This window comes from Pseudoalteromonas phenolica (genome assembly GCF_001444405.1).
GTDB lineage: Bacteria > Pseudomonadota > Gammaproteobacteria > Enterobacterales > Alteromonadaceae > Pseudoalteromonas > Pseudoalteromonas phenolica.
Genome location: NZ_CP013187.1, coordinates 1,074,211 through 1,094,441, shown reverse-complemented (window position 1 = coordinate 1,094,441; position 20,231 = coordinate 1,074,211). Strand labels below are relative to the sequence as shown.

Annotated in this window: 21 protein-coding genes; all 21 read right to left on the bottom strand. The window is 41.4% G+C overall.

Annotated features, from left to right (window positions below; all coding sequences use genetic code 11):
• Window positions 1-3: 3 nt before the first annotated feature.
• The 21 genes from PP2015_RS04905 to fliE all read right to left on the bottom strand — a co-directional run bounded on the left by PP2015_RS04905 (window position 4) and on the right by fliE (window position 20,066).
• The gene (locus PP2015_RS04905; RefSeq protein WP_058029211.1) at window positions 4-777 is read right to left on the bottom strand and encodes a protein phosphatase CheZ; all 774 of its coding nucleotides are present in this window, start codon (window positions 775-777) and stop codon (window positions 4-6) included.
• 21 nt (window positions 778-798) lie between these two features.
• Window positions 799-1,182: a chemotaxis response regulator CheY gene (cheY, locus tag PP2015_RS04900; protein ID WP_010364893.1), complete on the bottom strand. Its 384-nt coding sequence runs from the start codon at window positions 1,180-1,182 to the stop codon at window positions 799-801.
• Between the two features lie 38 nt (window positions 1,183-1,220).
• Window positions 1,221-1,931 (bottom strand): RNA polymerase sigma factor FliA, encoded by a 711-nt coding sequence (locus PP2015_RS04895; protein WP_058031542.1) that lies wholly within the window; start codon window positions 1,929-1,931, stop codon window positions 1,221-1,223.
• 26 nt (window positions 1,932-1,957) lie between these two features.
• Complete coding sequence (locus PP2015_RS04890; protein WP_058029210.1) at window positions 1,958-2,818, bottom strand: MinD/ParA family ATP-binding protein; 861 nt, start codon at window positions 2,816-2,818, stop codon at window positions 1,958-1,960.
• Entirely contained in the window at window positions 2,811-4,280 is a 1,470-nt protein-coding gene (gene flhF / locus PP2015_RS04885; protein WP_058029209.1) for a flagellar biosynthesis protein FlhF, read from the bottom strand. The genes PP2015_RS04890 and flhF overlap by 8 nt, the downstream gene beginning before the upstream one ends.
• 22 nt (window positions 4,281-4,302) lie before the next feature.
• A complete protein-coding gene (gene flhA, locus PP2015_RS04880; RefSeq protein ID WP_058029208.1) occupies window positions 4,303-6,402 on the bottom strand; it encodes a flagellar biosynthesis protein FlhA in 2,100 nt (699 codons plus the stop codon).
• Between the two features lie 69 nt (window positions 6,403-6,471).
• Window positions 6,472-7,602 carry a flagellar biosynthesis protein FlhB gene (gene flhB / locus PP2015_RS04875; RefSeq protein ID WP_058029207.1) on the bottom strand — a complete coding sequence of 377 codons (1,131 nt, stop codon included), beginning with the start codon at window positions 7,600-7,602 and terminating at the stop codon, window positions 6,472-6,474.
• A gap of 3 nt (window positions 7,603-7,605) precedes the next feature.
• Entirely contained in the window at window positions 7,606-8,385 is a 780-nt protein-coding gene (gene fliR, locus PP2015_RS04870) for a flagellar biosynthetic protein FliR (protein ID WP_058029206.1), read from the bottom strand.
• Between the two features lies 1 nt (window position 8,386).
• The gene (gene fliQ, locus PP2015_RS04865) at window positions 8,387-8,656 is read right to left on the bottom strand and encodes a flagellar biosynthesis protein FliQ (RefSeq protein ID WP_058029205.1); all 270 of its coding nucleotides are present in this window, start codon (window positions 8,654-8,656) and stop codon (window positions 8,387-8,389) included.
• A 1-nt stretch (window position 8,657) separates the two neighbouring features.
• Entirely contained in the window at window positions 8,658-9,398 is a 741-nt protein-coding gene (fliP, locus tag PP2015_RS04860) for a flagellar type III secretion system pore protein FliP (protein ID WP_058029204.1), read from the bottom strand.
• Window positions 9,391-9,789: a flagellar biosynthetic protein FliO gene (gene fliO / locus PP2015_RS04855; RefSeq protein ID WP_128724099.1), complete on the bottom strand. Its 399-nt coding sequence runs from the start codon at window positions 9,787-9,789 to the stop codon at window positions 9,391-9,393. Before fliO ends, fliP begins: the two co-directional genes overlap by 8 nt.
• Window positions 9,786-10,184, bottom strand: a complete 399-nt coding sequence (gene fliN / locus PP2015_RS04850; RefSeq protein ID WP_058029203.1) for a flagellar motor switch protein FliN — start codon at window positions 10,182-10,184, stop codon at window positions 9,786-9,788. The genes fliO and fliN overlap by 4 nt, the downstream gene beginning before the upstream one ends.
• A 23-nt stretch (window positions 10,185-10,207) precedes the next feature.
• The gene (gene fliM / locus PP2015_RS04845) at window positions 10,208-11,302 is read right to left on the bottom strand and encodes a flagellar motor switch protein FliM (RefSeq protein ID WP_058029202.1); all 1,095 of its coding nucleotides are present in this window, start codon (window positions 11,300-11,302) and stop codon (window positions 10,208-10,210) included.
• A gap of 10 nt (window positions 11,303-11,312) precedes the next feature.
• Entirely contained in the window at window positions 11,313-11,837 is a 525-nt protein-coding gene (gene fliL, locus PP2015_RS04840; RefSeq protein WP_058029201.1) for a flagellar basal body-associated protein FliL, read from the bottom strand.
• 46 nt (window positions 11,838-11,883) lie between these two features.
• Window positions 11,884-14,265 (bottom strand): flagellar hook-length control protein FliK, encoded by a 2,382-nt coding sequence (locus tag PP2015_RS04835; RefSeq protein ID WP_058029200.1) that lies wholly within the window; start codon window positions 14,263-14,265, stop codon window positions 11,884-11,886.
• Window positions 14,266-14,351: 86 nt separating this feature from the next.
• On the bottom strand, window positions 14,352-14,795 hold the full coding sequence (gene fliJ, locus PP2015_RS04830) for a flagellar export protein FliJ (protein ID WP_058029199.1): 444 nt from the start codon (window positions 14,793-14,795) through the stop codon (window positions 14,352-14,354).
• Window positions 14,795-16,126, bottom strand: coding sequence for a flagellar protein export ATPase FliI (fliI, locus tag PP2015_RS04825; protein WP_058029198.1), 1,332 nt, complete (start codon window positions 16,124-16,126; stop codon window positions 14,795-14,797). Before fliI ends, fliJ begins: the two co-directional genes overlap by 1 nt.
• Before the next feature lie 18 nt (window positions 16,127-16,144).
• Window positions 16,145-16,960: a flagellar assembly protein FliH gene (gene fliH / locus PP2015_RS04820; protein WP_058029197.1), complete on the bottom strand. Its 816-nt coding sequence runs from the start codon at window positions 16,958-16,960 to the stop codon at window positions 16,145-16,147.
• A gap of 3 nt (window positions 16,961-16,963) precedes the next feature.
• Window positions 16,964-18,007, bottom strand: a complete 1,044-nt coding sequence (fliG, locus tag PP2015_RS04815) for a flagellar motor switch protein FliG (RefSeq protein WP_058029196.1) — start codon at window positions 18,005-18,007, stop codon at window positions 16,964-16,966.
• A complete protein-coding gene (gene fliF, locus PP2015_RS04810) occupies window positions 18,000-19,706 on the bottom strand; it encodes a flagellar basal-body MS-ring/collar protein FliF (RefSeq protein WP_058029195.1) in 1,707 nt (568 codons plus the stop codon). The genes fliG and fliF overlap by 8 nt, the downstream gene beginning before the upstream one ends.
• 21 nt (window positions 19,707-19,727) lie before the next feature.
• Entirely contained in the window at window positions 19,728-20,066 is a 339-nt protein-coding gene (gene fliE, locus PP2015_RS04805) for a flagellar hook-basal body complex protein FliE (protein ID WP_058029194.1), read from the bottom strand.
• Between the last annotated feature and the right edge of the window lie 165 nt (window positions 20,067-20,231).

Below are 20,231 nucleotides of genomic sequence, written 5' to 3'. Positions count from 1 at the left end.
CTATTAGAAGCCTAAGCTCGACAGTAAATCGTCGACCTCATCTTGATTAGATACGACATCTTCTCTAGATTCTGCATTCATAATCGGGCCTTCTGGTCCCGAAATATCAGCAGGATCCATTTCAGCAATCTGAACCTCTTCAATATTTTCTTTTAGTTTTGCTTGGGGTTCTTCTGCCGTGCCAAATACTGTTAATAAATGAATTAAACTATCTTCAACTTCTCTGACTAATTCTATTACACGCCGAATTACCTGACCGGTTAAATCTTGATAGTCTTGGGCCATCAAAACATTTGTCATATGACCTTGAAGTTCGTCAGTTGTAGACTGAGAACCTTGCATGAACTTATCTAAGTCATGACAAAGAGACTTAAATTCACCAAGTTGAATGTCTCGTCTCATCAGGCGATCCCAAATTGGTTTTATATCAGATAAATCGTCTGCAAGCTGTTGCGCGAGTGGTAAGCTTGCTTCAACTGCGTCCATCGTCTTATTGGCAGCATTTTCTGTCATTTCCATGACATAATTTAAACGTTCTTTAGCATCAGGTAAGGCTTCTGTCGTCAAATCAGCAATACGTGTATCAAGCTCAAAATTTTTCAGAGACTCGTGTAACTGACGAGTCAACTTACCCACTTCAGCAAAAAGTTCAGATTGCTCCTTACTCGCAGCTTCCATGATCAATTCATCTGCTTTATCTTGCTCGCCTTGTTCAAGATAAGCCACTAATTGCTTAGCTTGTTCAAGTGTTATTTGAGGCACAGAAGGTGCTGACATCCGCCTCTCCTTCTTAATTATTTAGCCTAAACGTTCAAACACTTTTTCTAGTTTTGTTTTCAGTGTTCCGGCAGTGAATGGCTTAACGATATAACCATTAACACCTGCTTGCGCAGCAGCAACAATTTGTTCTTTTTTCGCTTCTGCTGTCACCATAAGTACTGGTATATGTTTAAGGCTGTCATCTGCACGAATAGCTCGAAGAAGATCTATACCCTGCATGCCTGGCATGTTCCAGTCTGTGACTACGAAATCAAATTCTTGATTCTGAAGCATAGGCAAAGCTGTGCTACCATCATCTGCTTCTTGTACGTTTGTAAAACCTAAGTCTCTCAGTAGGTTTTTGATTATTCTTCTCATCGTAGAAAAATCATCAACCACAAGAATTTTCATGTTTTTATCCAAAACATCCTCCAGTGAGGTTTGAACCTATTATTATTACTCTAATTGACCCAGTCATTGATTTTAGCCCTAAGCCTAATCATTGCCTGCCCATGTATTTGGCTTACTCGTGATTCACTCACATCGAGTATTTGCCCTATTTCTTTTAAATTCATTTCGTCGTTATAGTAAAGAGATAAGACAAGCGCATCTCTTTCCGGTAACGATTGGATCGCTGTTACCAACGATTCATTAAAACGCTCATTTTTAACGTTATTGAACGGTTTGTCTAGCGCTAAATCATTGTTAACTGGAGTGATTACGTCTTCATCGACACCTAAATCTTCAATACCAATGATTTTACTCGCGTTAACGTCATGTAGAATATGATGGTACTCATCTAGAGTAATATCAAGTTTTTCAGCGATTTCAGTGTCTTTAGGCTCTCGACCTAGCTCACTCTCAAGGTTAGAGATCGCCTCAGATACCATGCGACTATTTTTATGAACACTTCTTGGTGCCCAATCGCCACGGCGAATTTCATCTAACATAGCGCCTCGAATTCGAATCCCAGCAAAGGTTTCAAAACTGGCGCCCTTACTCGCATCAAAGTTTTTTGAGGCTTCGATCAAACCAATCATGCCTGATTGAACGAGATCATCTAACTGAATATTTGCAGGCAAGCGCGCCAATAAATGACACGCCACTTTTTTGACGAGACCGGTATGACGCTCTATCACTCTGTTAAGATTGTCTGTAGTTTGATAGCCCATCGCTTTACCCATCGATGACGACATAATTACCCGTTGACTAGCTGTTCAATAAAAAACTCTAAATGGCCAGAAGGTTGATGTGGTATTGGCCATTTAACTGCTTTACCCGCCAACCCTCTAAATGCAACAGCCGCTGGTGAGTTTGGAAATAACTCAACAATGGTCTTTTGACGGCGCGAAGATTTACGCATATTTTCATCAAACGGAATGGTTGCCACTAATTCTAGTGCAACATCTAAGAATCTGTCGGTAACTTTTGATAGTTTAGCAAAAAGCTCTTGCCCTTCACGTAAGCTTCTAACCATGTTTGCGACAATTTTAAAACGATAAACACCATGTTCACGGCTGAGAACTTTAATTAATGCATAGGCATCAGTAATTGATGTTGGTTCATCACACACCACAACCATGACATCTTGCGCAGCTCGTGAAAAACTGAGAACCATATCTGAAATACCTGCAGCGGTATCGACAATTAAAATGTCAAACTCAGTATTTAATTCGCTAAATGCACGAATAAGTCCGGCATGTTCGGCTGGTGTCAACTCTACCATATTTTGAGAGCCCGACGTTGCGGGGACAATTTTAATGCCAGCAGGCCCTTCGACTAAAATTTCGTCTAACTCACACTCACCAGATAGTACGTGAGATAGGTTTTTTTCTACTCTTAAACCAAGCATCACGTCACAATTTGCCAAACCTAAGTCGGCATCTAAAACGAGTACTCTATTTCCTTGCTGACCAAGTGCAATAGCCGTATTCAACGAGACATTGGTTTTACCAACGCCCCCTTTTCCACCCGTTACTGCAATTACTTTTACGCCATGGTTGCCATTTTGATTCATTCTACGCAGGCCACTTGCTTGATCTAATACTGTGTTAATCATACATTCCTACTGTCTGAGACGCTACAGGTACACGTCGCGAATGTTGTGCTTTTATTCTCTTTAAATACAATTGCTCAGCCTTTTTGACCATTTTATGAGCATTTGCTACACGAATGTCTTCTGGCACTCGTTGACCGTTAGTAAGATACCCTATTGGCAAACGATTTTGAATCGCAATACTAATAATCTCGCCTAAACTTAGACATTCATCAAGTTTTGTAAAAATACAACCACTTAAATTCACTTTTTGGAAATGTCTTACCGCTTCTTGAAGTACATGCATCTGTGATGTTGCACTTAAAACCAAATAGCTACGAATGTCGACTCTAGCACTTCTCATTAATGTATTAAGTTGCTCTGTCAAACGAATGTCTCTTTGACTCATGCCCGCCGTATCTATTAATACTAGACGCTTATTGCGTAAATGATATAAAACTTCCGCTAATTCATTGGCATCTTTTACTTGTTTTACCGGACAACCAATAATTCGGCCATAAGTCGCAAGCTGTTCGTAAGCACCAATTCTATATGTGTCTGTTGTGATCAATGCAACTTTATCAGCACCATACTTTTGCGCGCCTAGTGCAGCAAGTTTTGCGACTGTGGTTGTCTTACCTACACCTGTTGGGCCAACTAATGCATATACACCACCTTGGCGAAGTATATCATTGTTTGTTGTATGCATCTGATTAGCTACCATTTCCAGCAGCGAATTCCATGCTTCTTTCCTTGATACATCGTCAGGAATAAAGCAAGCCATTTGCTCGGCAACCTCCTTATCTACTCCCATACCTTGCAAGCGGTCAACTAAACACGCTCTCGTTGGGTCTCTTCTTTCCATTTCTTGCTTCATCAAGCCTGAAACTTGATGTTCAAGTAGCTGGCGGATGGCATTCATCTCTTCTCTCATTGTTGCCATTTCATCTACTTGCTTAGGCGCAGGCTCAAAGTCATCAGAAAACCCTGTATCTAGGTCATCATCGAAACTCCAAGACTGAGACTGTTGTTGATTTTTTACTTTTGGCTCTGCTCTGAAGCTTTGAGGTGAGGTTGGACGCTCAAAACGCTCTTCAGGAGTTTGGCGAGGTTTAAAAACTTCATCTGTATTAATTCCTGACTGGGAAAACATAGACGCAAGCTCTGGTGAGCGAGGTTTTGGTGCTTGTCTGTCTAACAGTGCTTGTAGACTATCTGCAACTTGGGCTTGAGGCTCTGGTTTGGCACGTTGTGGTTCTGGACGAATAAAGCGAGTTTGCGCAGGCTGAGACTGAGCGGGAATAGTATTTACTTGTGACTGTTCAGCAGGTTTTTCTGGCGCTCTCTCGTTATCCACGGCTGCAACAATTTCTACACCGTCTGCCAATTTCTTGTTTGACATAATAACAGCATCGACACCAAGCTCTTCTTTAACTTCTTTTAATGCTGTACGCATATCTTTGGCGAAAAAACGTTTAATCTTCATGTCACAACCCCTTTATTCCTATTTATTGTCCAACTGAGCTCACAATTTTGATTTGTCTTTCATCTGGTACTTCTTGATATGACATCACTCGAAGACCTGGGATCGTATGTTTGACAAACCTTGAAAGCACACTTCTTAACATACCTGAGGTTAGAAGGATGGATGGGTCGCCTAGCATTTCTTGCGTTTGGTGCGCTTCTCTTAATGATGCTTGAAGTCGCTCCGCAAGGCCTGGCTCAATTCCAGCCCCTTCATCACCCGCGTTCTGAAGTGACTGATGCAACATCTGTTCCAACTCAGGTGCCAATGTTATGACAGGGATTTCATCAGCACCGCCAACGGCGTCTTGAACGATTAATCTACGCAGTGAAATTCGCACTGCAGAGGTTAATACATCAGGGTCTTGACTGCGCGGACCGTATTCAACAAGAGTTTGAACAATCGAACGCATATCACGAATAGCAACCCCTTCATTCAATAGATTTTGAAGTACTTTAACCACTGTTGTAAGAGGTAAAATATCAGGCACTAAACCTTCCACTAGTCGAGGGTGGGATTTAGCAAGCATGTCTAATAGATTCTGAACTTCTTCATGTCCTAGTAGTAATGACGCATTATTTGTTAGCAATTGGCTAATATGAGTTGCGACAACAGTCGCTGCATCTACTACTGTATAGCCTAATGAATGCGCTTCATCTTTTTGCTCAGGCTTAATCCAAACTGCCTCTAAGCCAAAGGCTGGATCCGTAGTTGCTACGCCATTGATTGGGCCAAATACTTGCCCTGGGTTTATAGCTAATTCATCACCATGCTTTAATTCACCATTGCCTGAACCTACCCCCATCAAGGTGATACGATATTCATTTGGATCTAATTCAAGATTATCACGGATGTGAACAGGCGGAACCAAGAAGCCAAGTTCTTGTGAAAGCTTCTTACGAACACCTTTAATGCGGCTTAACAGCTCACCACCTTGCGCCTGATCTACAAGTGGAATTAAACGGTAACCGACTTCTAGGCCTATAACATCGACTGGTTGAACATCATCCCAACCAAGTTCTTTTTGATCTTGTTGTTTAGCTGCAACATCTCCGCCTTTAGCTTCCTGTTGCGCTTGCTCTTCATCAGCTTTCGCTTTTTGCTGTTGAGTGTAATAAGCCAAATAACCAAGGAGCGCACCTAAGCTTAAAAATGCAATATGTGGCATACCCGGCACCAAACCCATCGTGATTAAGATACCAGCAGCAATATAGAGAGACTTCTCATTACCCAATTGAGTTTTAAACTGCTCGCCCATGTTATGAGATTCGTTTTGGCGAGTAACTACGATTGCTGTGCCAATTGAAAGTAACAAAGAAGGGAGCTGTGCAACTAGACCATCTCCAATGGTAAGTAGAGTGTATACTTCCATCGCTCTTGAAAACGATAGGTCGTGTTGGATCATACCAACAAATAAACCACCAATGATATTGATTGCTAAGATTACAATACCTGCTATGGCATCGCCTTTCACGAACTTACTGGCACCATCCATTGAACCATAAAAATCTGCTTCACGTGTTACTTCGTCGCGGCGCTTACGCGCTTCATCCGCACTAATAAAGCCTGCATTTAAATCAGCATCAATTGCCATCTGCTTACCTGGCATTGCATCTAGTGTGAAACGCGCAGATACTTCAGAAATACGCCCAGCACCCTTGGTAATAACCACAAAGTTGATAATAATGAGGATTAAGAAGACAACAAGGCCAACAGCATAATTGCCTCCAATAACCACTGAACCAAACGCTTCAATTACCTTACCCGCAGCATCTCCACCATTATGACCTTCAAGTAACACAACACGAGTACTAGCAACATTTAAGGCTAATCGCATGATAGTTGCAATAAGCAGAACCGCTGGGAACATGCCAAATTCCAATGGTTTCATGGTGTAAACGGTAACGAGTAATACCACCAGTGCCAAAGCAATATTGAAAGAGAATAAGATATCTAAAAGAAATGGAGGTAAAGGCAAAATTACCATGCCCAAAGCCGCAAGCACTAAAAGTGGCGTTCCGACCCCTTTTGCATAGTCTTTTTTATTTTCATTAAAACCTTGTAAAACTGCTTTAAAATCCATAACTTAACAACTACAAAATATTGACACTGGTCTAATAAAGCAATTAGTGAGCCAATAAAGTTATCGTGTTTAATGTTTTACATCGTCAGGGATAGGTAAATTATTACTGAGCTTAGTTGGTCTTCTACCACGACCTTTCTGAAACCGTTTTAGCTGAAATACATACGCTAAGACTTGGGCCACGGCAGTAAAAAGCTGATCAGGGATTTGGTCGCCAACTTCTGTCGTATGATAAAGTGAACGCGTTAAGATCGGAGACTCAACGATAGGAACCTCATTACCTTTTGCTATTTTTCGGATTTGCATTGCTAATTCATCAACACCTTTAGCAAGCACAATCGGCGCTCCCGCTTTTTCAGTATCGTATTTAAGTGCAACTGAATAGTGCGTCGGGTTTGTAACAACCACATCAGCATCAGGCACATCTTGCATCATGCGCCTTTGGGACATTTCTCGCTGCGTTCGACGAATTCGTGCTTTTATCTGTGGATCACCCTCAGAATTTTTGTACTCATCCTTCACTTCTTGTAGAGTCATTTTCAATTGTTTATGGTGATTATAACTTTGGTAAGGCGCATCTATGGCTGAGATGATTATCATTGTGCAACTAAGCGCCAGAAACATCCAAGCCAGAATTTCTAGGGCATGAATGATTGAACTTGGGATCTGTTCAATACTCAAATGCAGAATTTCATAAAAAAACATCTGTATTAATAAAATTGCAAAGCCAGCAACCAATACAAATTTAAGAATAGCTTTCACTAACTCTATAGCAGCTTGCGGTCCCAGCATACGCTTAATCCCCTTCATTGGAGACATTTTACTTGCTTTGGGTGCAGCGGCTTGCCAACTGAAATTAAAACCTCCCAACAAGGTATTTCCAACAATACCTGCGATTGTGATGATAAACACAAACATAGCCATCGGAAAAAATATTTCAGAAAACATTTCCCCCCATACAGAAAACATTTTCGTAGTGTCGTAAGTTTCATTTCGATTCAAAGTTAATCCACGACCCATAATATTATACAGGCCTTTCGCGATTGCAGGCCCATACATCAATAAAGCAATCGCTGAGAAGATCAGCACGAAAGTAGTGCCAAGATCCTTTGAACGCGCAACTTGTCCTTTCTTGCGAGACTCATTTATTTTCTTATCGGTGGGTTCTTCGGTCCTCTCTTGACCAGAATCTTCTGCCATAACTTACACCGAGCATCCAATTAAATCACAAAGTAGTTCTGTCATTTTAAGCCACTGAAATTCATATTGCACAATGAAGTTCCCCAGCGTCGCCCATATAATCATTAAACCTGCAACGAGTGTAAATGCAAAACCAACCGCGAAAATATTCATCTGAGGTGAAGCCCTGGTAATAATACCAAATGAAAGATTAATCACTAACATCGCGGTTAAGGGAGCAAGAGAAAGCGCCAAAGCTGTTGCAAACATCCACCCTCCCCAATTCACGATTTGCCAATAATTATCAATCGACCAAGTAAACTGACCGATAGGAATACTTTCAAAGCTATATAACACCATTTGAATCATCATCAAATGGCCATTAAAAACAAAAAAGAGCAGTGTTGAAAGGATCAAGTAAAACTGACCGACTGCTGGTACACTCAAGCCATTCGCAGGGTCAACAACTGACGCAAAACCCAAGCCGGTTTGCATTGCTAGTATTTGACCTGCAATGATAAATGTATTTAATAGCAGCATTGACGCAAAGCCAATGGCAAAACCTATAATCATCTCTTCTATGACTACCAGTACCATGGCAAAAGAAAATAAGTCAGTAAATTGAGATTTTGGCAGCATAGGCATCGCTGCAAAGGTGATCACAACGCACAATGCTAACTTTATGCGAGTCGGTACACTTTTCGCCCCCAGACCGGCCATAATCATCATCATGCTTGTGACTCTCACTAAAGGAAGGATAAAGTCACTGAGCCACTGTAAAATTACAGCAAAAGTAAATTCCATTTTAACCTGCGATTTCAGGTATTTGCATTATCAGCCCTTGAAAATAGTCCATTAAAACCTGAGTCATCCAATGACCGCCAACAATCAATGCAATTATTGTGATAATCAAACGAGGTAAAAAGCTTAGTGTCTGTTCGTTAATAGAGGTTGCCGCTTGAAACACAGCAACAACTAAGCCCACCATTAAACCGGGAAGTACAATAGCAGCAACGAGTTTGATAACAACAAATAGCGCGTCACTTAATATGTCGACAAAAACTTCTGGTTCCATATTAGACTCCTAGGCCAAAACTTCGAGCAAGCGTCCCCATAACTAACCCCCAACCATCAACAAGAACAAACAGCATGATCTTGAATGGCAACGCAACAATCATGGGCGATAGCATCATCATACCCATGGCCATCAAAACACTGGCAACAACGAGGTCAACAATCAAAAATGGAATGAAAAACATGAAACCAATTATAAATGCGGTTTGTAATTCACTGGTGACAAATGCTGGAATAATAACAACAAATGGCGTGTCTTCAGGGCTATCTAACTTGTCATAACCTGCAATCTTCGCAAAGGTTTCAAGATCTTTTATTCTGGTCTGCGATAGCATAAATGCTTTTATGGGCTCTTTTGCTTGTTCAAGAGCTTGAATCGAAGTCAGCTCTTCATTCAAATATGGTTGCACCGCTCTATCATTAATTTGAGAAAAAATAGGTGCCATGATGAAGAAGGTCAAAAATAACGACATGCCGAGTAAAATTTGGTTCGAAGGAGACTGTTGCAAACCGATCGCTTGTCTTAATATGGCTAAAACAACAATAATACGCGTAAATGAAGTCATCATAATGACAGCAGCAGGTATAAAACTTAAAGCTGTCATTAAAGCCAAAACTTGAAGCGTTACGGAATACTCTTGAGAACCATCAGGATTAGTCGTAACACTTAGCGCTTCAATGCCTTCTGCGCCAGCAAAAGGCGCTAGTAACAAAAGTAATATACCTACACTAAACTTAATCATCTGTTTTATTCTTCTTATTGGCCGGCATCATAAATCGGCTTAACTCTTTAGCAAATGCGGGGGTATTTTGGTCACTCAAGCGGGTTTCAAGCTGGTACAAGTAATTAATGTTTTGAGAAGTGACACCCAGGAGGTGATGCTTGCCATCCAACTCAATTACCATTAATCGCTCTCGATTACCCAAAGGAAAACTTCTTACGACTTTAAAATCTGGACTATTACCAAGGCTTGGGTTTAGCCGCTTTAGAAGAACTGCCATACCTACAATTAAGCCTAACACCAGAAAGAGTGATAGGCTCATCGACACTAAATCACTACTTAGACCAATGTTACTGGACCCAGCAAACGCTGGGGCGGACACTCCGGCAACCCCAAGTATGCTCTTTTTCATCGTAATTTCTTAATGCGTTCAACTTGGCTGATTACATCAGTTAAACGAATACCAAACTTATCATTCACAACAACTACTTCACCATGAGCGATAAGCGTGCCATTTACCAGTACATCTAGAGGTTCACCAGCAACTCTGTCGAGCTCTACCACTGAGCCCTGGTTAAGCTGAAGCAAATTTCGAATATTAATTTTAGAACGACCCACCTCCATAGAAATGGTGACCGGGATATCTAAAATAGTATCAAGTTTACGCTTTTCTTCTGCAGATAAATTTTGAGATGAATCTTGTAGTTCGTCTAGTTCAGCGACTTCAACATCTCCACCGTCATCAGACCCTTCTGCTTCGGCTAACGCTGCAGCCCATTCATCCATAGTATCTTGATCATCGCTCATAACTTAAAACCTAATAGTTAACTTTACCAATCTAAATCCACACCTTCAGATAGGTGTAAATCTTCCTCTAACTCTGCCAACTCTGCATCAGAGTCGAGCTTCTTGCCACCTTTGGTGAAAACATGCAGCTCAGATTTAACAGACTCAGGGCGTTTAATTTTCTCACTAATTTGCAGTGCAACATTATCTCTTGAGCGACCCATTTTCGCTCTAAATGTTGGTAAATCTTCTACAAACACCGTTATATGCTCAGGCATTTCAACTGGAATTACATCTCCAGCTTTGAGACCCATAACTTGCTCTAACGATAAATCTATTTCTAATAACTGCGTAGATATCTCGACTTCGACATCCATAATTTCGTCACGAAGCGCTTTACTCCATCGTAAATCCGTGTCTTCAGTATCAGATTGAACACCAGCATCTAACAGCTCTCGAATTGGCTCTAACATTGAATATGGTAGTGAAATATGGAAGTCACCACCGCCGCCATCTAACTCAATATGGAATGAACTAATAACCACAACTTCTGTAGGACTTACTATGTTAGCCATCGCAGGGTTTACTTCTGAGTCTAGGTACTCAAAAGACACATCCATTACCGGCGCCCATGCTTCTTTATAATCTTCAAAAATGATTTTAAGCAGCATTTGTACGATACGACGTTCAGTTGGGGTGAATTCTCGGCCTTCAATTTTTGCATGGTAACGACCATCACCACCAAAGAAGTTATCTACGAGTATAAAAACTAAACGTGCTTCCATGGTGATGAGCCCTGTCCCTTTTAACGGGCGGAACCTCACCATATTCAAACTTGTTGGCACAAATAAAGTGTGGATATATTCACCGAACTTCAGCATTTGCACGCCATTTATTGATACTTCAGCGGTACGACGCATCATATTAAATAGACTGATCCGCATATGTCTTGCAAATCGTTCATTAACGATTTCAAGAGTAGGCATACGGCCACGTACAATACGATCTTGAGAAGAAAAATCATACTGCAACGCGCCCGCAGAGGACTCGGAGCCCTCTTCAGCTATATCGTCTTCTTCGACCTCATCAACACCATGTAAGAGCGCATCAATTTCGTCTTGGGATAATAAATCGCTCACTTAGCCCTCGCTACTGCATAACAAAGCCGGTGAATAACACACGCTCAATGACTTTACTGCCTTCAACAGCTTCCATTGCGGCTTGAACTTTATCTAGCGCGGTTAAACGAATTGTTTCTTTTCCTGCAGACGTGCTTAGTTCATCTGCTGTCGTGGTTGAAAGCACGCCTAGTAGTGTGCTTTCTATAAGAGGGATGTGCTTCTTTGCAACTTCTTCATTTACGTCACCACGAACAAGTAACTGAACTTTAATTTGTACAATTCGGTCTCGACTTGCACCAGGCACATTGAACACGAAAGGTCTTGGCATAGCGACATATAAGGCGCTACCAATTTCTGCACCTGAAGACTCAGAAACCGATTCTGTGGCAACGGTTTCTTCTGCTAATGTTTCCGCTTGCTCTTCGTCACCTGAAAGAAACAAAAAAGCCCCAACTGCACCCGCAATTAATACAACGGCCGCAGCAATAATTATGATGAGTTTTTTCTTACCGCCGCCCGACTCTTCAATTTCTAAATCAGTTTCTTCTGCCATGCCTAGCCTTCAATTCTTATTTTATCTTAATCAATATTAGCAGCTGTTAAGCGTAGTAATCTATGCCAGATTCACTGCTTGTTGAATTTGTTCTGGTTTGTTCGCTATTTTGCGCTTGTGGCTCCTGATTGGCAAGCTTTGAATGACCAAGTTCTTGAGCTTCATCAGTACCTTGCTCAGATCTTGAACCAGAGTCTTGTTGAATATTACTTTCGCCCAATTGGATCCCTTGTTCTGCGAGCATCTCTTTTAGTTTAGGCATAGATTGCTCTAATGCCTCTTTTGCTTGCTGATTTTGTACCACAAAGTTCACCTGTGCTTGTTCTGCTTCGCTACGTATACGAATTTGCATACTTCCTAACTCAGGCGGATCTAAACGAACTTCAGCTTCTTTATTATTAATAGTTAGCATCGCATTTACTTTGTCATGCAATGCTTTTACAGCATCATTTTTCTGCAAATTAAAGGCTTGAGTAAGGTTAGAATCTAAATTAGCTTTTTGAGCTACGGGTGAGTTTTGCTGAGTCTGAGCTGTGTGCAAGGCACTATCAAATTGCTGCATAGATTGAGAAATATCTAGATCGTGCGTTGATTGAACATTCACTGACTGTGGCTGTTGTATTATAGACTTAAAAATATTCTCTGTTTGAGAGCTCATCTCAGCTTTTCGAACTGACTTATCAAACTGCCCATGGTTAGCCTGTATTACTTCAGAAGCGTCAACCGTGGAAACTTGTTCATGTTTAGATTGCTCAATTGATGTTTGAGCTGCCTCAGATAAGCTCTGCGAAGTGACTTTTGTGCTGTTATAATTTACAGAGTCTACTGTGGGTTTTGTCTGATTTGCAGTATTAGTAAGTGCGTTATTAGATTTTAACTCAGGCTTTTGGTTGTCTTGAGTTTTTAACTCCTGATTCGACTTAAATATTGTCAACGCCTCCTCTGCACGCTTTAACTGCACATCATCTAACTTGCCACTATCAATAGCTTGTTGCAGTGATTGTTGGAGTACTCGCTTTTCTTCATTTGATAGCGACTTAATTTGCTGCTCTAAACCACCTTGGATTGAGCCCGATTTATCTGTCAAATTAGCCATTTTATCATGAGTCATTGTAGTACTTTTTTGAGGCTCAGATGTCTTATCCAAATGGGTCGCTATCTTGGCTTCATTAGAAATAGTTACATTGTCATCTTTTGATTCTTTTAAAAGTTGTTTTGGCTGCGAAGAAGACGCATTTAGCCCTGTATCAAGGTCGGCTGAAGTTTGCTTTACATTACGCTCGGTAGGCTTATGAGTAACACTAGAGTCAACCTTTTCACTATTAGGCACAAGCGCAGACTTTTTATCTGATACCGTCATCGCGTCTTGCACCAGTGCATTGTTTAATTGATTATCACCTTTATTTTTTTGAGCTTTCATAGGTTCCGATAGTCCCTCAACAGATTTACCTGATAAGGTGTTAGTTTTAACCAGCTCAAGTTCATTAGATTCAGACTGTTTTGCCTCTTTACGAGAAGACTGACTTTCTTGGGGTAAATTACTGGCTATAACTGCTTTAGAACTCGTCCCATCTTTCTCTTTAGCTTCATTATTCGCTACACTAACGACTGCTTTTTGTTCGTTCAACATTGAGACTAAATCGGACTTAGAGGATGTTGCTTTCATCGTCTCACCTTCTCCATGACCTAGTCCTGGTGGCGAAATTTTATCAATCTTTTTTTCTAACTCAGTTGGTACCTTTTCTTTACTGCCGTCAAATTGAGAGAATACATCTTTTAAAGCCTTAGGTACTGGCGCTAAATGTTGCTTTACATCTGTTGTTTGAGAATTAGAAGCCTGTATCTGAGCAAGTAATTTATCGGAAGTTGAAGGCTCAGCTTGTGGATTTGAATAGGCAGAAGTTTGCGTTGAGAAAGTTGTATTTTGCTGTACATTTTGTCGCGGCTCATTGATGTTTTTAACTTCGTTTTCATCGGAAACTTTCTCGGGGGCATTTTGACTCTGCGAATTGTCAGATACACCAACACTCCGATGCAAATATGTATTTACATCATTGTTAGCTTCCTTTGTTGTACTTAACTGGTTAAGGTCTTGATTGCCTTGAGCAGAATTCGTACTAGAGTTAGATTGTTCAAGATGATTGTTCAACGACGGCTTTGGTTCTGACCCTTGAGTGTCAACCGCATCAACTTCATCTCCCTTATTGGTTTTGTCACCTTGAGGACTTTCTTGCTTTGGCGATGAGAATGACTTTTTATCTTCGCTATGTATTTGTTGTTCTATATCACTATTTCTAGCAGATGTTTTTTCTGCACGCTCTAATTCAGAATAAAAAGCACTTTTATCAGCTTGTTCTTTTTCGCTGGCAAATCTTGCTTTTTCAGCTTGGCTCAATTTTAGATCCACTTCTAAATTTAAATTAAGCATATCTACACCTTTTTAGAGCGGCAACACTAAGCCGCATTAGTATTAATTTCTATAATCTATATAAATAAAGCAATATTTAAGCCAAACTAGCTTGCAATACGTCTCATGAATATATTTGTAGCAAACTCATCTAGCACTTTTTGTTCTGCTTTATTTTCTTTTACTTGCTTTTCAATTGCTTTCTTTTCAATCAACTTAGCAATGGCCTTAGTTTTAGCTTGCTGCGCTAACCACAGCTTTCGCCGCTGCTCTTCAACTTGCTTCGCAGTTCTTACTGTCGTCGCTTGCTGATTTATCGCCTCTTCAATTTTATTAATGAAAGAATTGTATTGTTTGATACTTTCACAGCTCATACCTTGTTTGGCTCTGTTATGAAGTTGTTGGCTATACTCCAATCGAAAGTCGTTTAGGCCCTGAAGTTTTTGTTGGTTACTGACAAAGTTTTGCTGCGCTTGCACATAATTAATGCGCAAGTTCTCTTCTTTATCGGTCTCAAGTTTAAGTAATAAGTCTAATTTATTTTTCGCCATCAGCCTTGTCCTAATAACTGCGCAAGGCCTTGTAAGCACTCGTCATAGCGCAATACATCTTTCATACCTTGCTGCAAAAAGCCATTCACTTGCGGCATCATTTGTATAGCTTGATCTAACATAGGGTCACTTCCCTGTTGATAGGCGCCTAGTGTGATCATGTCTTTATTTTGCTGATACATCGAGTAAACCTGTTTGAGTACTCGTGCTTGCTGCATATGTGGCTCAGAAACCACTTGTGGCATAACACGACTAATGGACTTTTCAATGTCTATCGCTGGGTAATGGCCGCTATCAGCCAGCTCACGAGATAAAACAATGTGACCGTCTAGGATTGCACGTGCGGAATCAGCAATAGGATCTTGCATATCATCACCTTCACTTAAAACAGTGAAGAATGCCGTGATAGAGCCTTGCCCTTCACCTCCATTACCTGCCCGCTCCACCAGCGCAGGGAGTTTTGCAAATACTGAAGGCGGGTAGCCTTTAGTAGCTGGCGGCTCACCAACTGCCAGTGCTATTTCACGCTGTGCCATAGCATAACGCGTCACTGAATCTAACAGTAATAAGACATTTAACCCTTGATCTCGAAAATACTCTGCAATAGTCACTGCACTCTCGCAGCCTTTTAAACGCATTAAAGGGGATGCATCCGCAGGAGCTGCAACCACAACCGAGCGACGTCTACCTTCAGGACCTAAGATTTCATCAATAAACTCTTTTACTTCGCGGCCACGCTCACCAACAAGACCAACGACAATGACATCCGCCTCACTACCACGAGTCATCATGCCAAGTAAAACTGATTTACCCACACCACTACCGGCAAATAGTCCCATACGCTGACCCTGCCCAACGGTAATTATTGAGTTAATTGCGCGCACACCCACATCCATAGGTTGGCTGATTGGGCGTCTTGCCAGAGGGTTTATTGGGTCTTGAGCAAATTTGAGGTAGTGCTCTGCCTCAATGGCACCTAATCCATCTAATGGTCTACCAAGGCCATCAACAACTCGCCCTAGTAAGCACATACCAACTGGTAAGCCAGTTTCATTTAATTGGGGGATCACTCGGGCACCTGGTAATACGCCAGAAATGTGATCGTTTGGCATGAGATAAAGTGTATCGCCGTTGAAGCCAATCACTTCGGCATCGACAAAGCCGCGAATGGTTTCGATTTTACATTGACTGCCAACAGGAGCACTCAAACCTCGCGCTTCGAGGGTTAACCCCACAACGCGAGTCAAGCTGCCGGCGACGGGCGTAGCAAATGGCTTAATGTGTTTTTGATAGCGTGTTAGACGCTCGGCTAAAGGACTCTCGACACTCATGCATGATAATTACTGGTATTAGATACCACTATCATGCAAGAACTTCTCCATAATTTCATTTATACGAGTTTTAAGTGTCATATCTATTGAAGATTGGGCTGTTTTTACTTCACAACCTCCTCTTTCTAGCGTTGGCTCAGCTACTAATTGCCAGTGTTGTTGTTGCAGATGCTCAGCTCCATACGCTTCTTCTACTAAGCTCAAATCTTCAGGGTTTAAATGTATTTTTACTGCCTGCTCACCCATAGGTAGAGCATCTATAGATTTCTTAAGTGCCACTAAGATAAGTTCTGGATTAGTTTGTAATTCTTTAAACACAACTTGCTCCGCCAATAATTTGGCAAGGTGAACAAGTTGCTTCTCTACTGATTCATCTACTTTATTTAGAGGCGCTGCCATACCTTCTATTAACTGACTTAAATATTGCAGCTTTTCTTCAATCAGAGGTTTAACATCGTTTAAGCCTTGCTCTTTGCCTATCTCGATGCCTTCTTTATAACCGGCTTCTTTTCCCTCAGTAACCCCTTTATCGAATCCTTCTATATAACCTTGTTCGTGACCTTGTTTAATGCCCTCTTCATAAGCATCTTGGCGGATTTGCTCGAGCTCTTCGAGAGTAAGTGTTGGAAACTCCTCAGGCTCTTGAGTTTCAGGTTCACCTTCATGAGCATGTTGCTTTTGATAAACTTGCTCTAGTGGTTGGCCAAACGCTGTTGAGCGCCCAGAAAATTTAGTTGGATCTTCACTAACATCTGGGATTGGCCAGCTTTTTAACAATTCATCAATGGCTTCGCCTTCAACTGGCCTGCCTTTATAAAACTTTTTATCACTCATTGATTACAAGAACTCTTCACCGCCGCCGCCACCCAACATAATTTCACCTGAATCAGCTAGACGACGAGCTGTAGACAAGATCTCTTTCTGCGCAGCTTCTACTTCACTAATACGCACTGGTGGCATTGCTTCAAGGTCATCAGCCATCATCTCTGCAGCACGTTTAGACATATTCGCTAAGATCTTATCTTTCAGAGCATCGTCAGTACCTTTAATTGCTTTCATCAATACATCTTGTTGTACTTCACGAAGAATTGCTTGAATGCCGCGATCTTCGACATCCATCAGGTTCTCAAATACAAACATCAGATCTTGAATTTGTTGTGACATCTCTTCATCGTGCTCACGGATTGAATCCATTAACTGACCTTCAACATTGGTGTCTAGGTAGTTCATAATATCTGCTGCTGCTTTTAAGCCGCCCATTTTCGCAGCCTGCGCACCGGCTTGACCTGCGAACTGTTTCTCCATTATCTCATTTAGCTCTTGTAGTGCTGCTGGCTGAACTTCTTCTAAGTTCGCAATACGCATAGTCAAATCTAGGCGGACTTTTTCAGGGAATTGCGACAAAATTTCGGCGGACTGTTCTGGCTCTAAATAACTTAATACGATGGTTTGGATCTGCGGGTGCTCGTTACGAATAATATTGGCAACTTGCTTTGAGTCCATCCATTTCAATGAATCTAGACCTTTCGCTCCAGAACCCATGACAATTTGGTCAATTAGGCTTGCCGCTTTATCTTCACCAAGTGCGGCCGTAAGTGCTTTTTTAATAAAGTCTTCAGATTGGAAACCTATTGTACTGAAGCTTTGGATCTGCTCAATAAAGAGGTTATGAACCGCACTGATCTTAGCTTGTGAAAGGTCGTCTAAGGCTGCCATAGCCATACCCACCTTCTGCACTTGCTTTGGCTCAAGATGCTTTAAAATTTGTGCAGCATCTTCTTCTGTTAAGCTCAGTAATAAGATGGCGGCTTTATCAACCCCATCAAGCTTCTCAACATCAAAAGCTGCTGGGAGCTGTTTTTGTTCTTCTTCGTTACTCATCTTCCGTTAACCACGCTTTCACAACTTGTGATGATAATTCTGGTTCATTGGCTACAAGCGCTCTTACTGCTTTCAGTAAGTCTTCGTCGCCGTGTAAGTCTGGTAATTGTAAAGTACCATCTGATGAGAAGCCAACTGCTGATGAATCAAACTCATTATTCAGCATATCTAACGTGCTATCACCTAAGTCTACGCCGGTTGTTAACGCATCTTCATCAAAGTCTTCTAGTGTGTCATCTGGGTCAATCAGGCGTTTCAGCATCGGACGAACAACTGCCAGAATAAGCACGATAATAACCAATGCACCAAGCGCAAGACGGATTGTTTTCATAAACCAATCTTGTTCCCACAGTGGCAGATCTGCTTGTTCAATAATATCTTCACGAACAAATGGAACGGTTACAACTTCTAATGCATCGCCACGTTGCATATCAAAACCCACACCACCTTGAAGTAGACGACGAATATTCATTAATTCTTCTTGGCTTCGAGGTGCCATCGTCATATTACCTTCTGCATCAGGTTTTGGTAGATAATCCACTGCCACAGACACACTGATGCGACGAATAACCCCTGTTTGCTGACGTTTGTGGCTAATAGTTGTATCTAATTCATAGTTACGGGTGGCTTCTTTTTGTGAGCGAGTAGGTGAGGAACCTTGAGCATTACTGCCATTGGCGATTTCAGGTATGTTTGAGTTAACCGGAGGCTGGTTTGTAAGTGCACCAGGAATACCAGCTGTAATACCACCAATATTGCTTTCTTCGAACGTGGTTTCACTGCGTACAGCAGGCAGATCAGGATTATAACGCTTTTGCGTCTCTTCAACTGCACTGAAATCCATGGTTAGATCTACTTGAGCGGTGTATTTACCTAAACCCACAACAGGAATAAGAATACTATCAATCTTTTCTAAATATTCTTGTTCGCGCTTACGCTCAATCTCATATTCTTTTCGAGAGCGTGCTGCTAAAGAATCTTGTGAACCTGAGTTTAATAAACGTCCATTTTGGTCTGTTACAGTTACTCGCGCAGGCTCTAAACCTTGAACTGCCGAAGCAACGATATCTACAATCGAATCAACTTCTTCACCGCCAAGCGTTCTACCACGCTTTAAAGTGATAACCACGGTAGCAGAAGGCTTCTTTTCGCGACGCGCAAATACATTTTCTTTAGGTATAGCTAACAGTACTTTGGCACGGTTAATATCTTGCAGTTCTTCAATGGTACGAGCTAGTTGTTGCTCTCGGCTATGCTTAAGGCGCTCTCGCTCTAGGCGTTGGCTCACACCAAAGCCCATGTCTTGCATCAGAATATCTGTGCCAGAGCTTGGAGCTTGCGTGAAACCATCACGGGCCATTTGTAGTTTTATGGTTTGGTAATCGGTTTCGGCAACCATGATGGTGTTGCCTTCGAGCTCATAATCAATTTTTTGAGCATCTAGAAAGTCTAGAGTCTGGACTAACTCTTCGGTTGGGTACTGGCCCAGTGGACGCATATCAGGTTGGCGCGCCCAAATGATGATCGCGATTGCAATGGCCAAACAAATAGCTAAAGCAATAATAATAGTCACCTGGCGAAGCATATCAACGCCACTTAATGCGCTTAAATATCCCGACTTTTGCTCTTGCTGCTCTTCAGAGCCAGCGCCAGCAGTGCCATCGGTTAAGGTCAGATCGGTTGATTGATTCGTTGCCACGGTGCTACTCCACTACCCAGATTAAACTGGCATATTCATGATTTCTTTATAAGATTCTACAAGTTTATTTCTAACTTGTACCGTTGCTTCGAAAGCCACTGATGATTTTTGTGATGCTATCATGACTTCGGCAAGTGAAACACTTCTATCACCCATCTCTAGCGCCGTTACTTTTGATTTAGCATCTTTTTGTAAACCATTTACCGTATTGATTGCGTCTGACAGCAAATCGCCAAATTGCGCAGAAGAAGTCGCCGCGGTTTTTTGCACTGCAACTTCATTGGTTTTAATGGTATTTCTCGTTGCCTCTACTGCAAGAGACTGCATTTCTTGATAAAGAGAGTTTGGTTGGATTTTCATAACACCCACTCCAATAAAAACATATAACTTGTATAAGCACAAAACATGCCAAAAATTAAATCTTTATTTTCAGTGTGTTAAGGTGTTTTTATGTGAGTCGACTTTTTGACAACAATACCAATGCTTTTAATTGAGCGATCTATTTTGAGGATTGATATAATAAAG

Coding starts and splice junctions, on each gene's coding strand:
- PP2015_RS04905 (WP_058029211.1), bottom strand. CDS start 777: ATGTCAGCACCTTCTGTGCCTCAAATAACACTTGAACAAGCTAAGCAA.
- PP2015_RS04895 (WP_058031542.1), bottom strand. CDS start 1,931: ATGGGCTATCAAACTACAGACAATCTTAACAGAGTGATAGAGCGTCAT.
- PP2015_RS04890 (WP_058029210.1), bottom strand. CDS start 2,818: ATGATTAACACAGTATTAGATCAAGCAAGTGGCCTGCGTAGAATGAAT.
- flhF (WP_058029209.1), bottom strand. CDS start 4,280: ATGAAGATTAAACGTTTTTTCGCCAAAGATATGCGTACAGCATTAAAA.
- flhA (WP_058029208.1), bottom strand. CDS start 6,402: ATGGATTTTAAAGCAGTTTTACAAGGTTTTAATGAAAATAAAAAAGAC.
- flhB (WP_058029207.1), bottom strand. CDS start 7,602: ATGGCAGAAGATTCTGGTCAAGAGAGGACCGAAGAACCCACCGATAAG.
- fliR (WP_058029206.1), bottom strand. CDS start 8,385: ATGGAATTTACTTTTGCTGTAATTTTACAGTGGCTCAGTGACTTTATC.
- fliQ (WP_058029205.1), bottom strand. CDS start 8,656: ATGGAACCAGAAGTTTTTGTCGACATATTAAGTGACGCGCTATTTGTT.
- fliP (WP_058029204.1), bottom strand. CDS start 9,398: ATGATTAAGTTTAGTGTAGGTATATTACTTTTGTTACTAGCGCCTTTT.
- fliO (WP_128724099.1), bottom strand. CDS start 9,789: ATGAAAAAGAGCATACTTGGGGTTGCCGGAGTGTCCGCCCCAGCGTTT.
- fliN (WP_058029203.1), bottom strand. CDS start 10,184: ATGAGCGATGATCAAGATACTATGGATGAATGGGCTGCAGCGTTAGCC.
- fliL (WP_058029201.1), bottom strand. CDS start 11,837: ATGGCAGAAGAAACTGATTTAGAAATTGAAGAGTCGGGCGGCGGTAAG.
- PP2015_RS04835 (WP_058029200.1), bottom strand. CDS start 14,265: ATGCTTAATTTAAATTTAGAAGTGGATCTAAAATTGAGCCAAGCTGAA.
- fliJ (WP_058029199.1), bottom strand. CDS start 14,795: ATGGCGAAAAATAAATTAGACTTATTACTTAAACTTGAGACCGATAAA.
- fliI (WP_058029198.1), bottom strand. CDS start 16,126: ATGAGTGTCGAGAGTCCTTTAGCCGAGCGTCTAACACGCTATCAAAAA.
- fliH (WP_058029197.1), bottom strand. CDS start 16,960: ATGAGTGATAAAAAGTTTTATAAAGGCAGGCCAGTTGAAGGCGAAGCC.
- fliG (WP_058029196.1), bottom strand. CDS start 18,007: ATGAGTAACGAAGAAGAACAAAAACAGCTCCCAGCAGCTTTTGATGTT.
- fliE (WP_058029194.1), bottom strand. CDS start 20,066: ATGAAAATCCAACCAAACTCTCTTTATCAAGAAATGCAGTCTCTTGCA.